The sequence below is a fragment of the Candidatus Arsenophonus nilaparvatae genome, from assembly GCF_045346035.1.
Lineage (GTDB): Bacteria > Pseudomonadota > Gammaproteobacteria > Enterobacterales > Enterobacteriaceae > Arsenophonus > Arsenophonus nilaparvatae.
The window spans coordinates 645,856-667,208 of record NZ_CP158507.1; the positions used below are offsets into that span (position 1 = coordinate 645,856).

A 21,353-nucleotide genomic window follows, 5' to 3' on the forward strand; every position below is an offset into this window, starting at 1 on the left:
TCGCTCCTTATGGCAACAAATCTTTAACATTAATAGGCTTAGCTTCATTATCCGCTTCACCTTTATCTTTACCACTAATCGCCATACCCGTTTTGTGATAAAAATTATAATCTGGATATTTACCTGGCCCTGAAATCAACAAATCTTGTTTTTCATAGACCAGATCTTGGCGTTTATATTCCCCCATTTCAAAATCAGGCGTTAGTTGAATAGCGGTAGTCGGACAAGCCTCTTCACATAAACCGCAGAAAATACAACGGGAAAAATTGATCTGGAAAAATTCTGGATACCAACGACCATCTGGCTGTTCCGCTTTTTGTAATGAAATGCAGCCAACCGGACAAACTACCGCACATAAATTACAAGCCACACAACGTTCTTTACCGTCAGGATCTCGGGTCAATACAATACGCCCACGATAACGAGGAGGTACATAAACCGGCTCCTCCGGGTACATTTTCGTTTCACGTTTATGAAAAGCATGTAGCCCGATCATACAAATACTACGTATCTGGGTGGCCAAACCAACCACTAACTCTTTTAATGTCATGGCTCAATCCTCCCTTATTAAGCGTTGCATAGAATAACGGCTGCGGTTGCTAACAGATTGATCAACGTCAATGGCAAACACACTTTCCAACCAAAAGCCATCACTTGATCATAACGCGGACGTGGTAATGAGGCGCGAACAAGAATAAACATCACCATGAAGAAAGCTGTTTTCAATGCAAACCAAATAAAGCCAGGTAAAAATGGGCCAAGCCAGCCGCCGAAAAATAAGGTCACAATTAATGCAGAAACGGTGACAATACTGATATATTCGCCGACGAAAAACAGACCAAATTTCATACCGGAATATTCAATATGATAGCCATCGGCCAGTTCTTGTTCTGATTCAGGTTGATCAAATGGATGCCGGTGACAAACAGCAACACCCGCGATGACAAAGGTTAAAAAGCCAAAAAATTGTGGAATAATATTCCATAATCCAGCTTGCGAATTTACAATATCAATTAAGTTAAAGGAGCCAGCTCGGGCAACGACCCCCATTAATGAAAGACCGAGAAAAACTTCATAACTTAACGTCTGAGCTGAGGCGCGCATCGCGCCTAATAAAGAGTATTTATTATTACTTGACCAACCTGCAAACAGTACCGAATAAACCGCTAAGCCAGCCATCATGAAAAAAAACAGCAGACCTATATTAAGATCGGCAACATACCAAGTTGCGCTAACCGGAATAATGGCAAATACCAATAACATGGAACAAAAGGCAATTACTGGTGCCAACATAAAAATGCGCTTATCTGAAAATTGTGGGATCCAATCTTCTTTAAATAACATTTTAATCATATCAGCAGCAATCTGTAATGAGCCTCCCCAACCTACCCGATTAGGTCCATAACGATTCTGGAACAGTGCCAATAAACGACGTTCGCCAAAACTCATTAAAGCGCCGCAAATAACCACCACCAGCAAAATAACTATTGCTTGTAGAACAGCAATAATCGCTGCGGTGACTTCAGCAGAAAATAGGGTCATTATGTCGCCCTCCGTAAATTTTTCACCGCCATACCTGCCATCGTTGGTGCAATCCCAGGCATACCTAAAGGTAAACCAATCTGTCCTGGCGCCAAATGATAACTGAGACGAACTGGCAATCGATAAATTTGCCCACCATAACTGAATTCAAGCACTGTCCCAGCTTTAACAACCAGGTTTTCAGCATCCTGAATATTGAGCATAATGTAAGCTTCTGGCATACGTTGTTGTATTGCTTCAGCTCGCTGTGAGGTTTCATCGCTACCAAATAAATGATAGTAAGGTGCAATCGTCCATTGATTATCATGCCGCTGCCAGGCAAGCGGAATAGCAGTAAAATAATCTAAGCAACTATCAGTTGAATCAAATAATCGGATCCCCGGATCGCCAAAACGTAAATGGCCACCGACTTCAGCTTGAAACTTATTCCACGCTTGAGGTGAATTCCAGCCTGGCGACCATGCAAACGGAATTTGCTGGCGAATAGCGGTGGGGCTATTATTACCTTCCATCGAAAAAGCAAATGGCGTATCAATGTCACATGGTTGACCAGGTTCACTGACCTCTATATCAGCCAATATTGAGGTACGTCCACTATAACGCTGGGGCGAACGGGCTAATTTTTGTCCATGGATACGGAATGTGGCATTAGGTGCCGCATCGACAATAGCCGCAAACTGCGGCATAGCGGTTATACAGGCCTGGATAACATGATCTAATTGTGACCAATCGATTTGACGTGTTTCGAGCTCTGCCTGCAATGAATGTAACCAACGCCAACTTTCATTAATGGCAATATTAGGTTGGTAATAAGTCGGATCAAACACCTGAAAATAACGTTGCGCTCGACCTTCATTATTAATTAATGTTCCACTGCTTTCAGCAAAGCTGGCAGCGGGTAAAATCAGATCCGCCTGATCCATAATAGTAGTATGTTGATGATCCGCAACAATCAATTTATTCAGTTTTTTCAGAGCATTATTAACACTATCAACATTACTATGCCGATAAAGATCATTCTCCATTACTACCGCAGTATCAACTTCACCGGATGAAATACGTTCCATTGCGATATCTAACGATTGAGCATTCATTAAAGCCAAGCCAAAGCTATTAGCTTCAGCTGCAATATAGCTAATTCCAACTTCGACATTTTTCGCTTTTAATGAAAAAGCAATATTAGCTGCGGCCTGGATAAGTGCTTCACTACCAGAATTACTACCACTAATAATAAGTGGCTTTTTGGCCTGCAATAACGCTGCAGCAACTAATTCAACATTTGCTTTAATATCCGCTGGCAAATCATCCACCGCTGGCGCCTTGCTGTCCAAAGCATGGGCAATAGCAAAGCCAAAGCGAGCTTGATCATCAACCGGCGCGCGATAATTTAATGCAGCAACATCATCTAAACGGCTATCATCAATATTAGTGATAAATAATGGGTATTTAGCCTGTTGGCCAATATTTAACACGGCGGCAATTTGCCAATCTGCCACTTTTTGTGCTTCAGCCATGGCCCTTGCTTTACCTTTAACCGCCTGACGAACCGCTAATGCTATACGAGCTCCAGTTTGGGTTAAATCCTCCCCCAAAACCAGCACTGCGTCATAATTTTCAATTTCACGCAATGTCGGCGTATAGACGCCTCCTTTTTGCAGAATATTAACCATTAGTTCGAGATGACGTTGTTCTGCTGTCGATATACCTGAATAAAAATTTTCTTCGCCAACCAGTGCCCGTAATGCATAATTGCTCTCGATACTAGCTCTTGGTGACCCAATACCGATAGTCTTTGTTGCTTGGCGTAAAATTTTGGCGCCCGTTTGCATCGCCTCCATCACCGAAATAGTGTGTCGTTTTGCTTTTTTAACTAATTGAGGCTGACGAGGTCGATCTTTGCGATTAACATAACCGTAACCAAAGCGGCCACGATCACATAAAAAATAGTGATTTACCACACCATTATAACGGTTTTCAATCCGGCGTAATTCACCATAACGTTCACCAGGGCTTGTATTACAACCAATACTACACTGTTGACATATACCTGGCGCAAATTGCATATCCCACTTGCGGTTATAACGTTCAGAATGGGTTTTATCAGTAAAAACCCCCGTTGGGCAGATCTCAACTAAATTGCCAGCAAATTCACTCTCTAGCGTACCGTCTTCCACCCGGCCAAAATAGACATGATTATGGGCGCTATAAACCCCCAGATCGGTGCCATCAGCATAATCTTTGTAATAACGAACACAACGATAGCAAGCGATACAACGATTCATTTCGTGACCAATGAATGGACCTAGATCCTGATTATGATGTGTTCTTTTGGTAAAACGATATTTACGCATTGTATGACTAGTCATCACCGTCATATCTTGTAAATGGCAATTGCCGCCTTCTTCACAAACTGGACAATCATGTGGATGATTTGTCATCAACCACTCAACAACACTTGCACGAAACTGTTTGGCTTCATCATCATCGATGGAAATATAGGTTCCATCAGAAGCCGGTGTCATGCAAGACATTACCAGACGACCACGTGTGTCGTCAGCATTTTGATATTGCTTAACTGCGCATTGACGGCAAGCACCAACACTTCCTAACGCTGGGTGCCAGCAAAAGTAAGGGATATCCAGACCCAGAGAGAGACAGGCCTGCAATAGGTTTTCAGCCCCATTTACATCATATCGTTTGCCGTCTACATATATTGTAGCCATAGTCAGCATGCTTCCTAATGGCCTGCTTTTTCAGCAGGCGTTAATCAAAAATTCAGTCGACTTAAATATGTTTTTATTCAGCTTAGCGTAAGTTATCACCAACGCTGCTTTAACAAATTTGGTTGAATGCCAGTAATTGGACTCAAGTTGGTAAAATTCTGTTGGCTGATGCCCGCTTCAAATTCAGCACGAAAATATTTGATAGCACTCTGCAAAGGTTCTACCGCACCAGGTGCATGAGCACAAAAAGTTTTACCTGGCCCAAGAAAGCGACAAAGTTGCTCTAATGTCTCAATATCGCCTGGTTGTCCTTCACCACGCTCTAACGCCTGTAGAATTTTCACACTCCAGGGTAAGCCATCCCGACACGGTGTACACCAGCCACAGGATTCACGAGCAAAAAATTGCTCTAAATTGCGAGTTAAAGAAACCATATTAATTTCATTATCAACCGCCATGGCAAGCCCGGTACCCAGACGGCTACCTGCTTTAGCGATACTGTCGAAATCCATTGCTAAATCGAGATGCGCTTCGGTTAGAAAGTCGGTACCAGCCCCGCCTGGTTGCCAAGCTTTAAGCGTTAAACCTTTACACATTCCACCGGCATAATCTTCCAAGATCTCGCGAGCAGTAATACCAAAAGGTAATTCCCACAACCCTGGATTATTAACCCGCCCGGAAAATCCCATCAGCTTAGTTCCGGCATCTTTACTTTTACCTTCGCTAAGGCCGAGATACCACTCTTTACCATGTTCAATAATCGCAGGCACGTTACAAAGTGTTTCCACATTATTGACACAAGTCGGCTTACCCCAAGCACCGGATGTTGCCGGAAAAGGCGGTTTTGAGCGCGGATTTGCCCGGCGCCCTTCAAGGGAGTTAATCAGCGCTGTTTCTTCACCACAAATATAGCGCCCAGCACCGGTATGCACAAAAAGCTCAAAATTAAAATCCGTACCCAGAATATTCTTACCTAATAAACCCGCTGCTTTCGCTTCCTCAATCGCTTTCCGCAAATGTTTGGCAGCTTCGATATATTCACCACGCAGGAAGATATATCCACGGTACGCTTTTAATGCAAAGGCGCCAATTAACATTCCTTCGATCAACAAATGCGGTAGCTGTTCCATTAAAAGACGATCTTTATAGGTTCCAGGCTCCATTTCATCCGCATTGCAAAGTAAATAACGGATATTCATGCTGTCATCTTTCGGCATCAAGCTCCATTTGAGGCCGGTAGAAAAACCAGCACCACCGCGACCTTTAAGACCAGCATCTTTAACTAAGCTAACAACTTGATCTGGCGACATACTTTTTAAGGCGTTTTTAGCACCTTGGTAACCATTTTTACTTAAGTATTCCTCTAACCAGACCGGCTGCTGATCTTCACGTAACCGCCAGGTTAATGGATGTGTCTGCGCACTACGGGTAATTTGTCGCTGTGTTGTCATGGATACTGCTCCAATAGCCGTTGAATATCAGATGGCTTTACATGACTATGGGTATCCTCATCAATCATCATAGTCGGACCTTTATCACAGTTACCCAGACAACAAGTTGGTAATAAGGTAAACCGGCCATCAGTAGTTGTTTGGCCGGGCGCAATCTTTAATAATTTGATAATTTCAGCCTCAATACCTTGATAACCGGTAATATGACAAACCACACTGTCACAATAACGAATAATATGGCGACCAACAGGTTGGCGATAAATTTGACTGTAGAAGGTGGCCACTCCTTCTACATCACTAGCAGGAATACCTAACAGATCGGCAATTGCATAAATAGCACCGTCTTCCACCCAACCGCGTTTTTTTTGTACAATTTTTAATGCTTCAATTGAAGCGGCTCTGGCATCTTCATAGTGATGTTTTTCTTGCTCGATCTCTTCTCGCTCTTCTGTCGTCAAGGCAAAATCATGTTTGGTGTGAGATTCTACCATGTTAGCGACATCGAGCCGCTTTTGCTGTTGATTGGGATTAAATTCATCTTGCATCATTAACGATCCACATCTGACATGACAAAATCAATGCTACCAAGGTAGACAATAAGATCAGACACCAGGCTGCCTCTGATCACCGCAGGAATTTGCTGTAAATGGGCAAAACTTGGTGTACGAACACGGGTGCGATAACTCATAGTATTACCATCACTAGTCAGATAGTAACTATTGATCCCTTTTGTTGCTTCAATCATCTGAAAAGCCTCATTTGCAGGCATAACTGGCCCCCATGAAACTTGTAAAAAATGATTAATCATGGTTTCAATATGCTGTAAAGTGCGTTCCTTCGGTGGTGGAGTAGTTAGGGGATGATCGGCTTTAAATGGCCCTGCAGGCATATTATTTAAGCATTGCTTAAGAATATGCAGGCTTTGCCGCAGTTCTTCCACTTTTAACATCACTCGATCATAACAATCGCCGTTGTTGCCGATAGGAACTTCAAATTCAAAGTTTTCATAACCTGAATAGGGTCGCCATTTACGAATATCGAAATTAAGGCCCGTCGCGCGTAATCCGGCGCCAGTGACCCCCCAATCTAATGCTTCTTTAGTCGTGTAAGCAGCGACACCAACTGAACGCCCTTTAAGAATACTATTATGCAATGCTGCCTTGACATATGAATCCAATCGCTTTGGCATCCAGTCAAGGAACTCCTGCAATAGTTTTTGCCAGCCTTTCGGTAAATCATGAGCAACACCCCCGATCCGAAACCAAGCTGGATGCATACGGAAACCGGTGATCGCTTCAACAATGTCATAAATTTTCTGACGATCGGTAAACGCAAAGAAAACCGGTGTCATGGCACCGACATCCTGAATAAAGGTACTGATATAGAGTAAATGGCTGTTAATACGGAATAACTCTGACAACATAACGCGGATAGTCTTAACTCGATCAGGAACGTCAATTCCTGCTAGTTTTTCTACCGCTAATACATAAGGCATTTCATTAACACAGCCACCTAAATACTCAATGCGGTCAGTATAGGGAATATAACTGTGCCAGGATTGGCGCTCGCCCATTTTCTCTGCACCTCGATGGTGGTAACCAATATCCGGTACACAGTCGATAATCTCTTCACCATCTAGTTGCAGTACAATGCGAAAGGCTCCGTGAGATGAGGGATGATTGGGGCCCAGATTCAAGAACATAAAATCTTCATGTTCGTTGCCTCTCGCCATTCCCCATTCTTCGGGTTTAAAGGTCAGTGACTCCATCTCTAAATCAAGCTTTTGTTTGGTTAAAACAAAAGGGTCAAATTCAGTGGCCCTGGCCGGATAATCTTTACATAACGGATGTCCTTCCCAGGTCATTGGCATTAATAACCGTCGCAAATTCGGATGGCCATTAAATGTTATGCCAAACATATCCCATACTTCACGTTCATACCAATTAGCATTGGGAAATAAAGAAACGATAGAGGGAATATTAAGATCTTTCTCACTAAGCGCCACTTTCAACATAATATCGCGGTTACGCTCAATAGAAATAAGATGGTAAAAAACGGAAAAATCCGCTTCAGGCAAACCTTGCCGATATACTCGTTGCCGCTCATCAACCCCATGTAAGTCAAACAGCATTACATAAGGTTTAGGCTGTTTTTTCAAAAACTCTATTACGGCAAGAAGTTGTTCACGTTTGATCCATATAACCAACATTCCGGTACGAGTTGATTGAATGGTGAAAGCATCTGGACTGAATTGGTTACGCAGTGTCAAAATTATTGGATCATCACAATGATCATAAGTTTGCCATGCCGGCCTGACACTCTCTTGCGTTATCTGATCTGTTATCATTATGCACCACAACGCTTGATCAGGTTTATTACGACCGCAACACATTGCTTCTGTTACGCTGAATAGCTTATATTTTTAAGCCTTATATTTCATCAGGTGTTCGTAGCGTTTTGACCGCTATTCTTTCACCACGCTTACGCTCTTTTTCAGATTGCATATTGGCGCGATAAACACCCTGATCGCCGACCACCCACGATAATGGACGACGTTCTTTACCAATCGATTCTTGTAATAATAATAAAGCTTGCATATAAGCTTCAGGGCGTGGTGGACAACCTGGTATATAGACATCAACAGGAAGAAATTTATCAACCCCCTGTACAACAGAATAAATATCATACATACCACCAGAGTTAGCACATGCCCCCATAGAAATTATCCATTTAGGCGCTAACATCTGATCATAAAGTCGTTGAATAACAGGTGCCATCTTAGTAAAACAGGTTCCGGCAACAACCATAAAATCAGCCTGTCGCGGTGATGCCATTAGTACCTCAGCACCAAATCGGGCGACATCATGCACCGCAGTGAAAGAAGTCACCATTTCAACATAGCAACAAGAAAGGCCAAAATTGTACGGCCAGAGAGAATTCTTTCTGCCCCAATTCACCATATTATGTAAAGCATGCTCTAATTTACCCATATAAACACTACGATGAACATGCTGCTCTAATGGATCCCCGACAACTTGCTGTGTTTGCAAGGGATAACGGTCATTCTCACCATTTAAGTCAATGCGAGTGAGCGTATAATCCATCTTTGAATGCCTCAATTTTACTAGGGGTGACGATTATTGGTTTTAATTATTTCACTCGGTTTTGCAACATGGCGACGTGAACGCTCTGGCGTCCAATTAAGTGCCCCAACACGAACCAAGTAGAATAAACCCACCAATAGCACCAAAATAAAAATACTTGCCTCAATAAAGCCTAACCAACCACTTTCTTTAATAGAGACTGCCCACGCATAAAGGAATAACGCTTCAACATCGAAAATAACAAAAAACATTGCAACCAAGTAAAATTTGGCTGATATACGCAAACGGGCACTACCAACAGAATTAATGCCCGATTCATAAGGGATATGCTTTGCTCTGGCTTGGGATCTACCACCGAGGTAATAAGCACCAAGTAACATTAAGGAACACAGACCAAGAGCACCGATAAGATATATTGCAAAAGCCCAATGATGAGCAAATACTTCAATAGATGTAGACATACTCGCTGCTTACTCATTATAAATAAAAACGGTGTCATTGCTTTGCTCTTGAATTAGCGCAATATTACACCACACTAACCATAATTAGATGAGAAGAAAAAATTACAATAGACAGAAATACATCAATTTTCTTCAACTTAATTCTTCTCACCACTATTTTGTTTATAGAATAACGCTCTCTTCATACCTTTTACCTTACAACTGTAAATCAAAAAATCTCGCTAGCTAAAACGTGACAGCTCATTCAACTAATACTAATAGTTAGTAACTAGTGTAACTGATATTTCGTTTTTACTACACCATTATCTCAGGAAAAACCTGTTTTAAAACCGCTTCACTTCCGCTATTTTATGATCACGCGCACAATTCTGTTGAAAAAACTCAATTGATTATATTAACGACTGTCATTTTTCACAAATTTATAAATAATCCTAATTATTAGATAAAACCCAAACCTTTTAAGCCACAACAAATTTTTCCAAAATAAAATTTAGTTCCATTGATAAGAAATATTTAAATAATTTTTGTTAAACAATTCTTTTCTTTATCACAATAATAAAGAATATTTTATGTACTAATATTTTTAGCTATTGTCAGCTAAATAAAATAAGCTTCTCTAGGGAAAATAAAAATGCACTGCTATAACTATATAAAATAGAGAAACAGTGCAGGAATAATAGCAGTGCACGCGATATTTAACTTAAATAACAACGTTAACTAAAGCGTAATTTACTAATCGTCAGATTTATAATATTTCTTTATTAATTGTCTCGCTAATCGGCTGTACTATATAAGGTGTTTTCTTATTTTTAATTGCACCAAATACAGTTAAAATAGCCTCGTTTTGCTCATTAATATTACGGTATAACCAATAACGAATTTCGGGTAAACGGGGTAAACCATCACTTTCGCTTAGTATTCTTAAATCACCAGTCTGCATTTCTAGCGGACGCGCAGTGATACCGACTTCAGCATTAACCGCAGCAAGCACTGCCGATAACGAAGCTGCTTCATACGCAATACGCCATTTGATACCCGCAGCATTAAGGGTGCTTATCGCTATTTCACGAAATGGATTGGTTTCATCCATGACAACCAAAGGGATTGGCTCATTTAATTGATGCTGAAAATCAGGTGCACAATGCCAAAGGATCGGCGCAGAACGTAACAACGTACTTGGATATTGACTCAATTCTGTGGGTATTAGTGCTAAATCAATTTCACCATTATCCAGCATTTTTTTAATAAGATGGGCGCGCTTTATATAAATATCAACGGCCATACGCGGATATACTGATGCAATACGATTCAGCAGAAATGGTAATAAAGTATTGGTAGTGTCATCAGAAACACCAACTCGCAACTCACCTTCAGCATCATTATATGTTAGTGAAGCTGAAGCATCATCATTAGCCCGTAATATTTGCCGCGCATAACCTAATAACTGCAAACCATGATCCGTTAATAATTTATTACGGCCATGGCGTTCAAAAAGCTCACGGCCCACTAACTGTTCTAAACACTGCATTTGTTGGCTAACGGCTGATTGAGTACGACAAACAGCTGCAGCAGCTGCCGCAAATGTATTAAGATCGGCAACAGCAACAAAAGTCCTAAGTAAATCAAGATCGAGATTCATAATTGGGCGATTTGAATTTATCATTTTATTCTCTTATATCATTCCTGGTGTTTTTACGAATTCAATAGATATTAAAATCATTGATAGTTAAAGAAATAAAGATAAAACCTTACATATTAAAATTTATTTCTATTAATGCAGTATTTATTACTGTGTATACACTTTTATTAACTTAAATTGTTTAATAATAAGCATGTTTTACATATTGATAAACAAAATGCCAATGAGAATGTTCTTCTTCTCGTTTTTATTAGAATAATTTTTAATTCCAGTCCTATGCCAAAATAACAATTTTTCAAACAGCAAAAAAATAGGTTATTCTCAACAAAATAACTGTCAAAGATAATGCAGCTAGGAAAAACTATTAATTGATAATCAGCAACAAAACTCTATTTACCCGGATACGGCAATAACATATTAACTTTAATTATATGTTATAAAAACAATATTTCTATCATGAAACCACCAATGGTTTGTAACAAAAAATGCACTGCCAAATCTATTCACTAAGTAATTTATTCTTTGTATACTAAAAATCATCTCATACCTAAAATATAAGACTAACTTATGCGATATTTTTGAATTTATTTATCTAATTAAGTTATATAAAAAGTTTATTTGACCTAATTTAATTATTTAAACCAACCTTTTCTACCAAAAATAAGCCTATATCTTCAAAATTTTTCCAACTAAGAGTAGAGTGTGAATATAAATATGCAGCAAAATTTCCTCATATTCTATTAACGTTGAGGTTCAAACAGAGTAAATGAATACAATAACTAAATCCAATAAATTGGATAACGTATGCTACGACATAAGAGGGCCTGTTCTTAAAGAGGCCAAACGTCTTGAAGAAGAAGGCCATAAAGTTCTTAAACTTCATATTGGTAATCCAGCGCCTTTTGGTTTTGAAGCGCCGGATGAAATTTTATTTGATGTTCTACGCAATCTTACTCACTCACAAGGTTATAGTGATTCAAAAGGAATTTACTCCGCCCGCAAAGCAATCATGCAACACTATCAGGCTAGAGGAATGCTTGACATTAATATCGAGGATATTTTTATTGGTAATGGTGTTTCTGAACTCATCGTGCAATCGATGCAAGCCTTACTGAATAATAACGATGAAATGTTAGTCCCAGCTCCTGACTATCCGCTATGGACTGCTGCGGTATCTCTTTCCGGTGGCAAAGCTGTACACTATAGATGTGATGAAGAACAAAATTGGTTTCCTGATCTAGATGATATTCGCAAAAAAATTACCCCTCGCACACGTGGCATCGTCATCATTAATCCCAATAATCCTACTGGTTCTGTTTACAGCAAAGCATTATTAATGGAGATTGTCGAAATCGCTCGTCAGCATCAGTTGATTATTTTTGCCGATGAGATCTACGATAAAATTCTTTACGATGATGCTGAGCATCATTCAATTGCCGCGTTAGCACCGGATCTATTAACCGTTACTTTTAATGGTTTATCAAAAACTTATCGGGTTGCTGGTTTTCGTCAAGGCTGGATGGTGCTTAATGGCCCGAAAGAGAATGCCAAAAGCTATATTGAAGGCTTAGAAATATTAGCCTCCATGCGGCTTTGTGCTAACGTTCCTATGCAACATGCAATCCAAACCGCATTAGGCGGTTATCAGAGTATTAACGAATTTATCTGTCCTGGTGGGCGATTATATGAACAACGTAATCGCGCTTGGGAACTGATTAATGAAATTCCTGGGGTATCATGTGTTAAACCGCAAGGTGCTTTATATATGTTTCCCAAAATTAATATTAAAAAGTTCAATATCTCAAACGACCAAAAAATGGTACTTGATTTACTCTTACAGGAAAAAGTTTTATTGGTTCAGGGAACAGCTTTTAATTGGCCTGAACCCGATCACGTCAGAATTGTTACGCTACCTTATGTTGGCGAGCTTGAAGCTGCAATTAATAAATTTAGCCAATTCCTGCTAAACTATCGCCAATAGTTGTCCAATAATAGAACATTCTTAATCTACATTAAGGATGTTCTATTTTGTTATTTACTTGTTAATCTAATCAATCCACAGTGCTTATCACTATAACAATCCCATGAGGACAGTCTATGAGTTATTTTTTTGCCCATCTTTCTCGGATGAAATTAATTAATCGCTGGCCATTAATGCGCAATGTACGTACCGAAAATATTTCAGAGCATAGTTTACAAGTTGCCTTTGTCGCTCATGCCCTTGCTTGCATTAAAAATCGAAAATTTAATGGCCAACTCAATCCTGAACGTATTACTCTGCTCGCTATGTATCATGACGCCAGTGAAGTGATCACCGGTGATCTGCCAACACCAATAAAATATCATAACCCACAAATTGCTAACGAATACAAAAAAATTGAAAAATACGCTCAGCAAAAACTTATCGCTATGCTACCAGAAGAATTACAACAAGATTTTCAGCCAATTTTGGATGATGAATATCATACTGAGGAAGAACGCGCTATCGTTAAACAAGCGGATGCACTTTGTGCCTATTTAAAATGCTTAGAAGAGCTATCTGCAGGCAATACCGAGTTTAATCTAGCTAAAATGCGACTTGAAAAAACACTTTCTGAACGTTATAGCGATGAAATGCAATACTTTATTGAAGTTTTTGTACCCGGATTTAGCCTATCGTTAGATGAAATCAGTAGCTAGTAAGTTATATAACATATAAATAGTATTATTATCTTACTGTTTGTTACATAAAATAGGCGATAACTTTAAAATGGAAACAATTAAGGAACAATAACAATAGTGATAGCCATAACTAAAACAGTAAAAGGAACACCAAATTTAACGAAATCAGTAAATTTATAGCCACCAGGCGCCAAAATTAGAGTATTAACCGGTGAAGAAATTGGGGTCATAAAAGCCGCGGAAGCTGCAACACTTATCACCATAGCAAAAGGTATTGGCGAAACACTCATATGATTAGCAACAGCAATGGCAACCGGTGCCATTAATATTGCTGTTGCGGTATTAGAAATAAATAATCCAGTTACTGCACAAACAATAAATAGGCAAAGCAACATTATCCTTGGTCCCATGCCACCTGCAATATCTATTAGTAAATTAACAATCAAATCAATACCACCAGTTTTTTGTAATGCCAATGCAAAGGGCATCATGCCAACAATCAACATAATACTCGGCCAGTGTATTGCACGATAAGCGCTTTCCATATCAATACAGCGAAATTTTCCCATTAACAAACACGCAATCAGTACAGCAATAAAATTGGGAATTTCATCTATTGCCATCATAGTAACCATTAATATCAAACAAAAAATTGCATGTGGCGCTTGCGATGCAGCAGGAGCAACTGCCTCTACCTCAGCGGCCAAATTTAACACAATAAAATTACGTCTATCAGTTGACAATAAGCGAATTAATTTCCAGTCACCCACGATCAGTAAAACATCACCTAAACGCATTGGCTGATCAATTAATTTATCATCGATAGTTTTTCCTTCACGGTAAATGCCAACAACATTAAGGCCATAACGCGTACGAAATTTAATTTCCCGCAATGTACTGCCTAATAAGTCAGATTGCGGCGCTAAGGAGAACTCAGCCATTCCGACTTCACGCGCACGTGCGGAGAAATATTCACCTCTCAAAATCATCGGAGCCAATTTTTGTTCATGACAAAACTCATTGAGATCAACCTCACTATCCGACATATCAACTAATAACACATCACGTTCATGTAACTCTGTTGCAGCTGTTACACTTAGCATAAGTCGACGAAAACGATGCCAACGCTCAATACCAATAATATTCGCACCATAACGTGTGCGTAGATGTAACTCATCGAGTGAGTAGCCTATTAAGGGGGAACCTGGACAAATGGCTAAACAACGAGCACGACCTGTTAGCTTATAATCACGAATAAAGTCGTGAAATGTGCGCCGATGAGGAGCAGAACCCGCTGCAATTTCGCGGTTACCTAACCTACGACGAACCAGCCACATATAAATAATTGCCAGCAACAGCACCGCAATTCCAATCGGCGTAATGGCAAAAAATTTAAATCCGGCATAACCTTCCCTAACCAGTTCACTATTAACTATCATATTTGGTGGGGTCGCTACTAACGTCATCATACCACTGATAAGTCCAGCAAAGCCTAATGGCATCATCAAACGTCCTGGTGGGATTTTCATCTGTTTAGCAACATTAAGAACAACGGGAATGAAGATGGCAACAATGCCGGTTGAACTCATAAAAGCGCCTAAACCTGCGACTGTGATCATCAAAAAAATCAGCATCTTATTTTCATTATTACCGGCTGCACCAACTAACCAGTCGCCAACTTGATAGGCAATACCAGTACGGACTAATCCCTCACTAAAAACAAAAAGTGCCGCAATTAGCAGCACATTGGGATCACTAAAGCCGATTGTTGCTTGTTTAAGCGTCAGAGTTCCACTCAATACTAAAGCCACAATGACTAATAATGCGACAACATCCATACGGATCTTATTAGTCATAAAAAGAGTGACGACTATTAGCAGTAAAATTAATACCCATACCAGCTGGCTATTCAAAATGACCTCAAATTAAGTCTATTCATAGGGCTCATTTGCCATAAGTAGCGCAAATTTGCCGGCCTAATTTATGAAACTGACATATTTTTATCGCTGAGTCACCGTAACAATACCTTGGTTATCTGGTTTTGAAATATTTAATTCAGTAAATGATTTGATAATTAATGAAATTTCTTCTCGCCGTGGCATATCTGCTGGCGCATGAACAGCGATAACCTGGCAACCCGCATCTAAAGCAGAATAGATCCCTGCCTGCGCATCTTCAACCGCAATACAGGCTTCAGGCGGTAAATTTAGTAGTTGTGCACCAAGCAAAAAAGGATCTGGCTGCGGTTTACCGTGTTCAACTCGTTCAATCGTGACCCAGTGTTTCGGTTCCGGCAAACCTGCCGCTTTACTACGATTAAAAGCAATTGGTACTGTGCCAGAAGTCACTATTGCCCATGGAATAGCAAATGTATTGAGTCGTTCTAATAAAGCAATTGCACCAGGTAGTGCTACAATACCCGAAGTATTGGCTGCTTCTAGGTTTTCCAGCCAATAAAAAATTTCATCAATTTCAGTTTCTGAGGCATTTGGCATAAAATGACGGATAGAACTGATTGCTGGTTTGCCGTGAATATAGTGCAACACATCGCTTTCTGATACACCAATTCGACGGCTAAATTCTCGCCAGCAATGTTCAACATTAGGTAACGAATCAACCAGCGTGCCATCCAAATCAAATAAAAATCCCTTACATTTTAATACCATTGATGCTCCTTAGATAAGTCATGCATTAATGATTTGATTAATTTCTACTGCACAAAGATGATACTGACGCGGACAAGATGTCCAAACATTTAACATTCTTAGATATTTATCCCACATAGGTGTCTGAGCATTAAAATCATCACTACCACTGACAAAATGACGGTAGCGACCCTCATTATTAATCAAAAAACGAACATAATTGAGATAATGTGCTTCCGTAACAGCATCAAAGCCTAAAAAGATAACTCTTCTGTCCGTAATATCGGTTTTAGACGACAAATTTTCCCAGGAAACTTGTAAGGCATGATACATTTCCATAATATCAATGATAGTCTGGCAATTTTCTTCTGACAACTCAGTAAAATTTTTCTCTAACTCTTTCATTTGCAAGCCAAAACCATTTTCAATGATAGTTTGACAGCGTTGATAATTTTTGGCATTATCCGGATCAAGCTTGATCAGCATTTTATACTGGTTAGACAGAATTAAGCGTTGTGCATTAGTCATTTCCATTATGGTTCTCCTATACTTGGAAATTTGCTAAATCATCGCATTACCGCCCTTCTTTTTATAGTGATAACTTACCTTTTATTGATCTAAAAAGGCTTTTCAAACTTTAACCATTAATAATCTATTTTGTAATACCTATTATCTCTATTGCTGACTAGCTAACCCCATAACTATTCAAATTAGGTTAAATACCATCAATAAAAGAGCGATCTAATTGTTTAAAAGCACGTTTTAACAATTCAGCTAATGCCTGATAAGTCGGTGTTCCTTTGACGGGTGTGATGGCAATTCCAGCTTGATTAAATTTTTCACGAATTTCATAAAACCAAGTTAGTAATGCCGACGGTAGTGGCGTAACTGAGCGCTTACCTAACCACCATAATCCCTGCAAAGGTAAGCTACAGGCAAAAAGCCCTGTCGCCACAGCCGGTCCCAACTGACCACCTAATGCAATCTGCCAGGTAAGGGTAAAAACAGCAACAGCAGGCATATAACGAATCGCAAAGCGACTAACTGTGATCACCCGATGTTCAGGAAAAATAGGCATCAAACATTTTTCTAACGGAAATGTCTTGGCATATTGCCGGCCTAGTTTCAACTTTTGTAAGAAACCAGGGGTCGTTTCTGGTGTCGTATTCATCAATACCTCACATGACTTCAATCAATTTCTCATGTAAAATTTAAAAAAAATGTATAAAGCATAAAATCTTTTTAGTAGAATTTATGGGGCAACTTTGGTTACCTGAGGCCACGACTTCTATAATCTATAGAAAAAACTTATATCATATAAAGTTTATATTTGGTCTATTACTATGTTTTCAATCCATAATGTTAATATTATATTGCATCTTTAATATTAACATTGCAAACATAGTTATTTAGTCAATAAATACAGTTAAAATATCATAATATTGCATAAATATGATATTAATCATTCAGTATGATCCCAGGGATAAGCTAGGCTACTAGCATTCTATTGGATTGATGTTTATTAACCCTAGTCTTCCTGGTTAATCTGACAAAGAAGACTCCATGATAACGATATAGTAGGTAATTCCATGTCAAGTAAGCTGGTACTTGTCCTCAACTGCGGTAGCTCTTCCCTTAAATTTGCTATCATTGATCCGATTAACGGCGAAGAACAACTATCTGGTTTAGCAGAATGTTTTCATCTACCAGAAGCCCGTATTAAGTGGAAAATAGATGGCACTAAAAACGAAGCTGCTTTAGGTTCAGGCGCTGCTCACAGTGAAGCGATGGCTTTCATTGTCAATCAAATTCTCACCGCAAAACCAGAATTAGCGCAAGCCATTTCGGCTATTGGCCATCGTATTGTTCATGGTGGTGAAAAATTTACCAAATCGGTTATTATCAATGATGAAGTCGTTGAAGGCATTAAAGCCTCTATTCCATTTGCACCATTACATAATCCTGCTGGTATTATTGGACTTGAAGAAGCTAAAAAAGCATTTCCACATTTAAATGACAAGCATGTCGCTGTATTTGACACCGCCTTCCATCAAACCATGCCGGTTGAAGCTTATTTATATGCTCTACCTTATAATCTTTACAAAGAGCATGGTATTCGTCGTTACGGTGCGCACGGTACCAGTCATTACTATGTTTCCCAGCAAGCTGCCAAAGAATTGAATAAATCGATCGATAAACTGAATGTGATCACCTGTCATTTGGGCAATGGTGGATCAGTTACCGCGATCGTCAATGGTCAATCTGTAGATACTTCAATGGGTCTCACACCGCTAGAAGGCTTAGTAATGGGAACCCGCAGTGGTGATATCGATCCAGCTATTGTGTTCCACCTTCACGACGCCTTGGGTATGAGTGTTGATCAGATCAATACCTTATTAACCAAAGAGTCTGGCATACTTGGATTAACAGAAGTTACCAACGATTGTCGTTATGTCGAAGACAATTATGACACTAAAGCAGATGCAAAACGAGCGATGGATGTCTATTGTCATCGTTTAGCCAAATATATCGCCGCTTATTGTGCATTAATGGAAGGGCGCCTAGACGCTATTATCTTCACCGGTGGTATTGGCGAAAATTCAGCTTTAGTACGTGAATTAACCCTTAAGAAGCTATCTTTAATTGGTATTAAATATGATCACGAGCGCAACTTAGCCGCCCGTTTTGGCAAATCAGGTAAGATCACAACTGACGATAGCATTCCTGCTCTGGTTATTCCAACAAATGAAGAGTTAGTTATTGCACAGGACGCGAGCCGTCTAACGGCATAAATAGATTAGAAACTGTCAGTCTACTGATTGGCAGTTCTGAGTTGAACATCTTGCAATTGTTAAAGAGGTACTTGTGTCCCGTACAATAATGTTAATACCGACTGACATTAGTGTTGGCTTAACCAGCGTCAGTTTAGGGGTCGTTCGTTCAATGGAGCAAAAAGGGGTTAGTCTAACGGTTTTTAAACCCATTGCTCAACCCCGTTTTGGTAATAAAGATCAGACAACTGAAGTATTACGCTCCCACTCTAGTGTTCAGGTCGCTGAACCACTAAAAATGAGTTATGTTGAATCCCTACTGGCTAATGATCAAAAAGATGTTTTAATGGAGGAGATTGTTGCGCGATACCATGATAATACGCAGCAGGCTGAAGTTATTCTGATCGAAGGTTTAATGCCTACCCGTAAGCACCCTTTTGCCCAATCGTTGAATTACGATATCGCTAACACACTGGGTGCTGACGTTATTTTTGTCACCGCACTGGGTAACAATACACCAGAACAGTTAAAAGAGCGCATTGAGTTAGCCCGCGCAGAGTTTGGTGGCGGACAAAATAAAAATATCACTGGAGTAATTATCAATAAACTCAATGCACCAGTTGATGAGCATGGCCGTACCCGTCCTGATTTATCAGAAATATTTGATGAATCAACTAAAGCCACAATCGCAAAAATTGACAGTAAAACGTTAGCTGACAATTGTCCGCTACCAATTTTGGGTTGTATTCCGTGGAATTTTGATCTGATAGCCACCCGTGGTATCGATATTGCGAATCATCTGAATGCCGCTATTATCAATGAAGGCGCATTACAAACCCGGCGCATAAAATCGGTTGTTTTCTGTGCCCGCAGTGTGCCCAATATGGTCGAGCTGTTTCGTCCCGGCACATTGCTGGTGACCTCTTCTGATCGCCCAGATGTTATCGTCTCTGCCTGTCTAGCTGCCATGAATGGTATCGAAATTGGCGCGTTACTGTTAACTGGCGGTTACCCTATTGCCAAGCCGATACACGATCTCTGTCACCGTGCTTTCGAAACGGGCTTACCGGTGCTGATGTTAGATACCAATACCTGGCAAACTTCATTAAGTCTACAAAGTTTCAGCTTAGAAGTGCATGCGGATGATCATGAGCGGATTGAAAAAATACAAAATTATGTTGCTTTGCATATCAACCAAAAATGGATCAATTCACTGACTGCTGATTCTGAACGACCCAAACGGCTATCACCGCCGGCTTTCCGTTATCAATTAACCGAGCTCGCACGTAAAGCTAATAAACGTATCGTGCTACCGGAAGGTAATGAACCCCGTACGGTAAAAGCAGCGGCTATTTGCGCTGAAAGAGGTATTGCCACCTGTATTCTGCTAGGTGAACCTGATGAAATAAAACGGGTTGCCGCCGCGCAAGGAATTGAATTAGGTGCGGGGATCGAAATTGTGGCGCCTAAATCAGTACGGAAAAATTATGTTGAGCGCTTGGTTGAGCTGCGTAAAAATAAAGGCATGACTGAAATTGTTGCGCGCGAACAGTTAGAAGATAATGTGGTGTTAGGCACCATGATGCTGGAAAAAAATGAGGTTGATGGTTTAGTTTCCGGCGCAGTTCATACCACCGCCAATACTATTCGCCCACCGTTGCAACTAATCAAAACTGCGCCAGGTAGTTCAATCGTCTCCTCGATATTCTTTATGCTGTTACCTGAGCAAGTATTAGTTTATGGCGACTGCGCGATAAATCCAGACCCAACGGCCGAACAATTATCGGAAATTGCCATTCAGTCAGCCGATTCTGCCAAAGCATTTGGTATTGAACCGCGCGTGGCGATGATCTCTTACTCTACCGGTAACTCCGGTGCCGGTAGTGACGTAGACAATGTCCGTGAAGCAACCAGTTTGGTGCAAGCAAAACGGCCAGATCTGGTGATCGACGGTCCACTACAATATGATGCCGCCATTATGGCCGATGTGGCTAAATCTAAAGCACCAAATTCACCGGTAGCCGGTCAAGCCACGGTGTTTATTTTCCCTGATCTCAATACTGGCAACACCACTTATAAAGCGGTACAACGCTCAGCTAATCTGGTTTCTATCGGCCCAATGCTACAAGGGATGCGTAAACCGGTTAATGACTTGTCCCGTGGCGCGCTAGTTGATGATATCGTTTATACCATTGCGCTCACTGCTATTCAGGCGACACAAAATCAAAAATAATGGATTTTGCTCACTAGTGAAAAAGCTGAAACACATTGTGTTTCAGCTTTTTTATTCACTATTTAATTTATTACTATTGATACTAACCAACAAAAATAAAAAAAGTGATTATCATAAAAAGGT

General features: G+C 40.1%; 17 protein-coding genes. 4 read left to right on the forward strand and 13 right to left on the reverse strand.

Annotated features, from left to right (window positions below; genetic code table 11):
• Nucleotides 1-7: 7 nt before the first annotated feature.
• The 9 genes from nuoI to WH390_RS03245 form a co-directional block, all read right to left on the reverse strand.
• Nucleotides 8-550 carry an NADH-quinone oxidoreductase subunit NuoI gene (nuoI, locus tag WH390_RS03205; protein WP_032114672.1) on the reverse strand — a complete coding sequence of 181 codons (543 nt, stop codon included), beginning with the start codon at nt 548-550 and terminating at the stop codon, nt 8-10.
• A gap of 17 nt (nt 551-567) precedes the next feature.
• The gene (gene nuoH, locus WH390_RS03210) at nt 568-1,542 is read right to left on the reverse strand and encodes an NADH-quinone oxidoreductase subunit NuoH (RefSeq protein ID WP_032114673.1); all 975 of its coding nucleotides are present in this window, start codon (nt 1,540-1,542) and stop codon (nt 568-570) included.
• On the reverse strand, nt 1,542-4,274 hold the full coding sequence (gene nuoG, locus WH390_RS03215; protein ID WP_032114674.1) for an NADH-quinone oxidoreductase subunit NuoG: 2,733 nt from the start codon (nt 4,272-4,274) through the stop codon (nt 1,542-1,544). The genes nuoH and nuoG overlap by 1 nt, the downstream gene beginning before the upstream one ends.
• An 86-nt stretch (nt 4,275-4,360) precedes the next feature.
• Nucleotides 4,361-5,716 (reverse strand): NADH-quinone oxidoreductase subunit NuoF, encoded by a 1,356-nt coding sequence (gene nuoF, locus WH390_RS03220; protein ID WP_032114675.1) that lies wholly within the window; start codon nt 5,714-5,716, stop codon nt 4,361-4,363.
• On the reverse strand, nt 5,713-6,207 hold the full coding sequence (gene nuoE / locus WH390_RS03225) for an NADH-quinone oxidoreductase subunit NuoE (RefSeq protein WP_238565666.1): 495 nt from the start codon (nt 6,205-6,207) through the stop codon (nt 5,713-5,715). Before nuoE ends, nuoF begins: the two co-directional genes overlap by 4 nt.
• 56 nt (nt 6,208-6,263) lie before the next feature.
• Nucleotides 6,264-8,063: an NADH-quinone oxidoreductase subunit C/D gene (gene nuoC, locus WH390_RS03230; RefSeq protein WP_406850679.1), complete on the reverse strand. Its 1,800-nt coding sequence runs from the start codon at nt 8,061-8,063 to the stop codon at nt 6,264-6,266.
• 82 nt (nt 8,064-8,145) lie between these two features.
• Nucleotides 8,146-8,820 carry an NADH-quinone oxidoreductase subunit B family protein gene (locus WH390_RS03235; RefSeq protein ID WP_032114676.1) on the reverse strand — a complete coding sequence of 225 codons (675 nt, stop codon included), beginning with the start codon at nt 8,818-8,820 and terminating at the stop codon, nt 8,146-8,148.
• A gap of 20 nt (nt 8,821-8,840) precedes the next feature.
• A complete protein-coding gene (locus WH390_RS03240; RefSeq protein WP_032114677.1) occupies nt 8,841-9,281 on the reverse strand; it encodes an NADH-quinone oxidoreductase subunit A in 441 nt (146 codons plus the stop codon).
• 745 nt (nt 9,282-10,026) lie between these two features.
• Nucleotides 10,027-10,944, reverse strand: a complete 918-nt coding sequence (locus tag WH390_RS03245; protein ID WP_032114678.1) for a LysR substrate-binding domain-containing protein — start codon at nt 10,942-10,944, stop codon at nt 10,027-10,029.
• A gap of 742 nt (nt 10,945-11,686) precedes the next feature.
• Between WH390_RS03245 and WH390_RS03250 the strand changes: the two genes are divergently transcribed.
• Both WH390_RS03250 and yfbR read left to right on the forward strand, forming a co-directional pair.
• Nucleotides 11,687-12,901, forward strand: a complete 1,215-nt coding sequence (locus WH390_RS03250) for a pyridoxal phosphate-dependent aminotransferase (RefSeq protein WP_032114679.1) — start codon at nt 11,687-11,689, stop codon at nt 12,899-12,901.
• A 116-nt stretch (nt 12,902-13,017) separates the two neighbouring features.
• Nucleotides 13,018-13,599, forward strand: coding sequence for a 5'-deoxynucleotidase (gene yfbR / locus WH390_RS03255; protein WP_032114680.1), 582 nt, complete (start codon nt 13,018-13,020; stop codon nt 13,597-13,599).
• Between the two features lie 80 nt (nt 13,600-13,679).
• Here yfbR and WH390_RS03260 read toward each other — a convergent pair whose 3' ends face one another.
• From WH390_RS03260 to yfbV, 4 genes are all read right to left on the reverse strand, one after another.
• Nucleotides 13,680-15,494 carry an SLC13 family permease gene (locus WH390_RS03260; RefSeq protein ID WP_032114681.1) on the reverse strand — a complete coding sequence of 605 codons (1,815 nt, stop codon included), beginning with the start codon at nt 15,492-15,494 and terminating at the stop codon, nt 13,680-13,682.
• Nucleotides 15,495-15,581: 87 nt separating this feature from the next.
• Nucleotides 15,582-16,247 (reverse strand): sugar phosphatase, encoded by a 666-nt coding sequence (locus WH390_RS03265; protein WP_032114682.1) that lies wholly within the window; start codon nt 16,245-16,247, stop codon nt 15,582-15,584.
• A gap of 18 nt (nt 16,248-16,265) precedes the next feature.
• Nucleotides 16,266-16,760 (reverse strand): YfbU family protein, encoded by a 495-nt coding sequence (locus WH390_RS03270; protein WP_032114683.1) that lies wholly within the window; start codon nt 16,758-16,760, stop codon nt 16,266-16,268.
• A 181-nt stretch (nt 16,761-16,941) separates the two neighbouring features.
• The gene (yfbV, locus tag WH390_RS03275) at nt 16,942-17,397 is read right to left on the reverse strand and encodes a terminus macrodomain insulation protein YfbV (protein WP_032114684.1); all 456 of its coding nucleotides are present in this window, start codon (nt 17,395-17,397) and stop codon (nt 16,942-16,944) included.
• A gap of 418 nt (nt 17,398-17,815) precedes the next feature.
• Between yfbV and WH390_RS03280 the strand changes: the two genes are divergently transcribed.
• Together WH390_RS03280 and pta are read left to right on the forward strand one after the other, a co-directional pair.
• Nucleotides 17,816-19,018, forward strand: coding sequence for an acetate kinase (locus WH390_RS03280; protein ID WP_032114685.1), 1,203 nt, complete (start codon nt 17,816-17,818; stop codon nt 19,016-19,018).
• 73 nt (nt 19,019-19,091) lie between these two features.
• Nucleotides 19,092-21,230, forward strand: a complete 2,139-nt coding sequence (gene pta, locus WH390_RS03285; RefSeq protein WP_032114686.1) for a phosphate acetyltransferase — start codon at nt 19,092-19,094, stop codon at nt 21,228-21,230.
• The last annotated feature ends 123 nt before the right edge of the window (nt 21,231-21,353 follow it).

Bases quoted from the DNA above. Each gene is read 5' to 3' on its own strand.
- yfbV (WP_032114684.1), bottom strand. From the start codon at position 17,397: ATGAATACGACACCAGAAACGACCCCTGGTTTCTTACAAAAGTTGAAA.
- yfbR (WP_032114680.1), top strand. From the start codon at position 13,018: ATGAGTTATTTTTTTGCCCATCTTTCTCGGATGAAATTAATTAATCGC.
- nuoC (WP_406850679.1), bottom strand. From the start codon at position 8,063: ATGATAACAGATCAGATAACGCAAGAGAGTGTCAGGCCGGCATGGCAA.
- WH390_RS03265 (WP_032114682.1), bottom strand. From the start codon at position 16,247: ATGGTATTAAAATGTAAGGGATTTTTATTTGATTTGGATGGCACGCTG.
- WH390_RS03270 (WP_032114683.1), bottom strand. From the start codon at position 16,760: ATGGAAATGACTAATGCACAACGCTTAATTCTGTCTAACCAGTATAAA.
- nuoE (WP_238565666.1), bottom strand. From the start codon at position 6,207: ATGGTAGAATCTCACACCAAACATGATTTTGCCTTGACGACAGAAGAG.
- WH390_RS03235 (WP_032114676.1), bottom strand. From the start codon at position 8,820: ATGGATTATACGCTCACTCGCATTGACTTAAATGGTGAGAATGACCGT.
- nuoI (WP_032114672.1), bottom strand. From the start codon at position 550: ATGACATTAAAAGAGTTAGTGGTTGGTTTGGCCACCCAGATACGTAGT.
- nuoG (WP_032114674.1), bottom strand. From the start codon at position 4,274: ATGCTGACTATGGCTACAATATATGTAGACGGCAAACGATATGATGTA.
- nuoF (WP_032114675.1), bottom strand. From the start codon at position 5,716: ATGACAACACAGCGACAAATTACCCGTAGTGCGCAGACACATCCATTA.
- WH390_RS03280 (WP_032114685.1), top strand. From the start codon at position 17,816: ATGTCAAGTAAGCTGGTACTTGTCCTCAACTGCGGTAGCTCTTCCCTT.
- WH390_RS03245 (WP_032114678.1), bottom strand. From the start codon at position 10,944: ATGATAAATTCAAATCGCCCAATTATGAATCTCGATCTTGATTTACTT.
- nuoH (WP_032114673.1), bottom strand. From the start codon at position 1,542: ATGACCCTATTTTCTGCTGAAGTCACCGCAGCGATTATTGCTGTTCTA.
- WH390_RS03250 (WP_032114679.1), top strand. From the start codon at position 11,687: ATGAATACAATAACTAAATCCAATAAATTGGATAACGTATGCTACGAC.
- WH390_RS03240 (WP_032114677.1), bottom strand. From the start codon at position 9,281: ATGTCTACATCTATTGAAGTATTTGCTCATCATTGGGCTTTTGCAATA.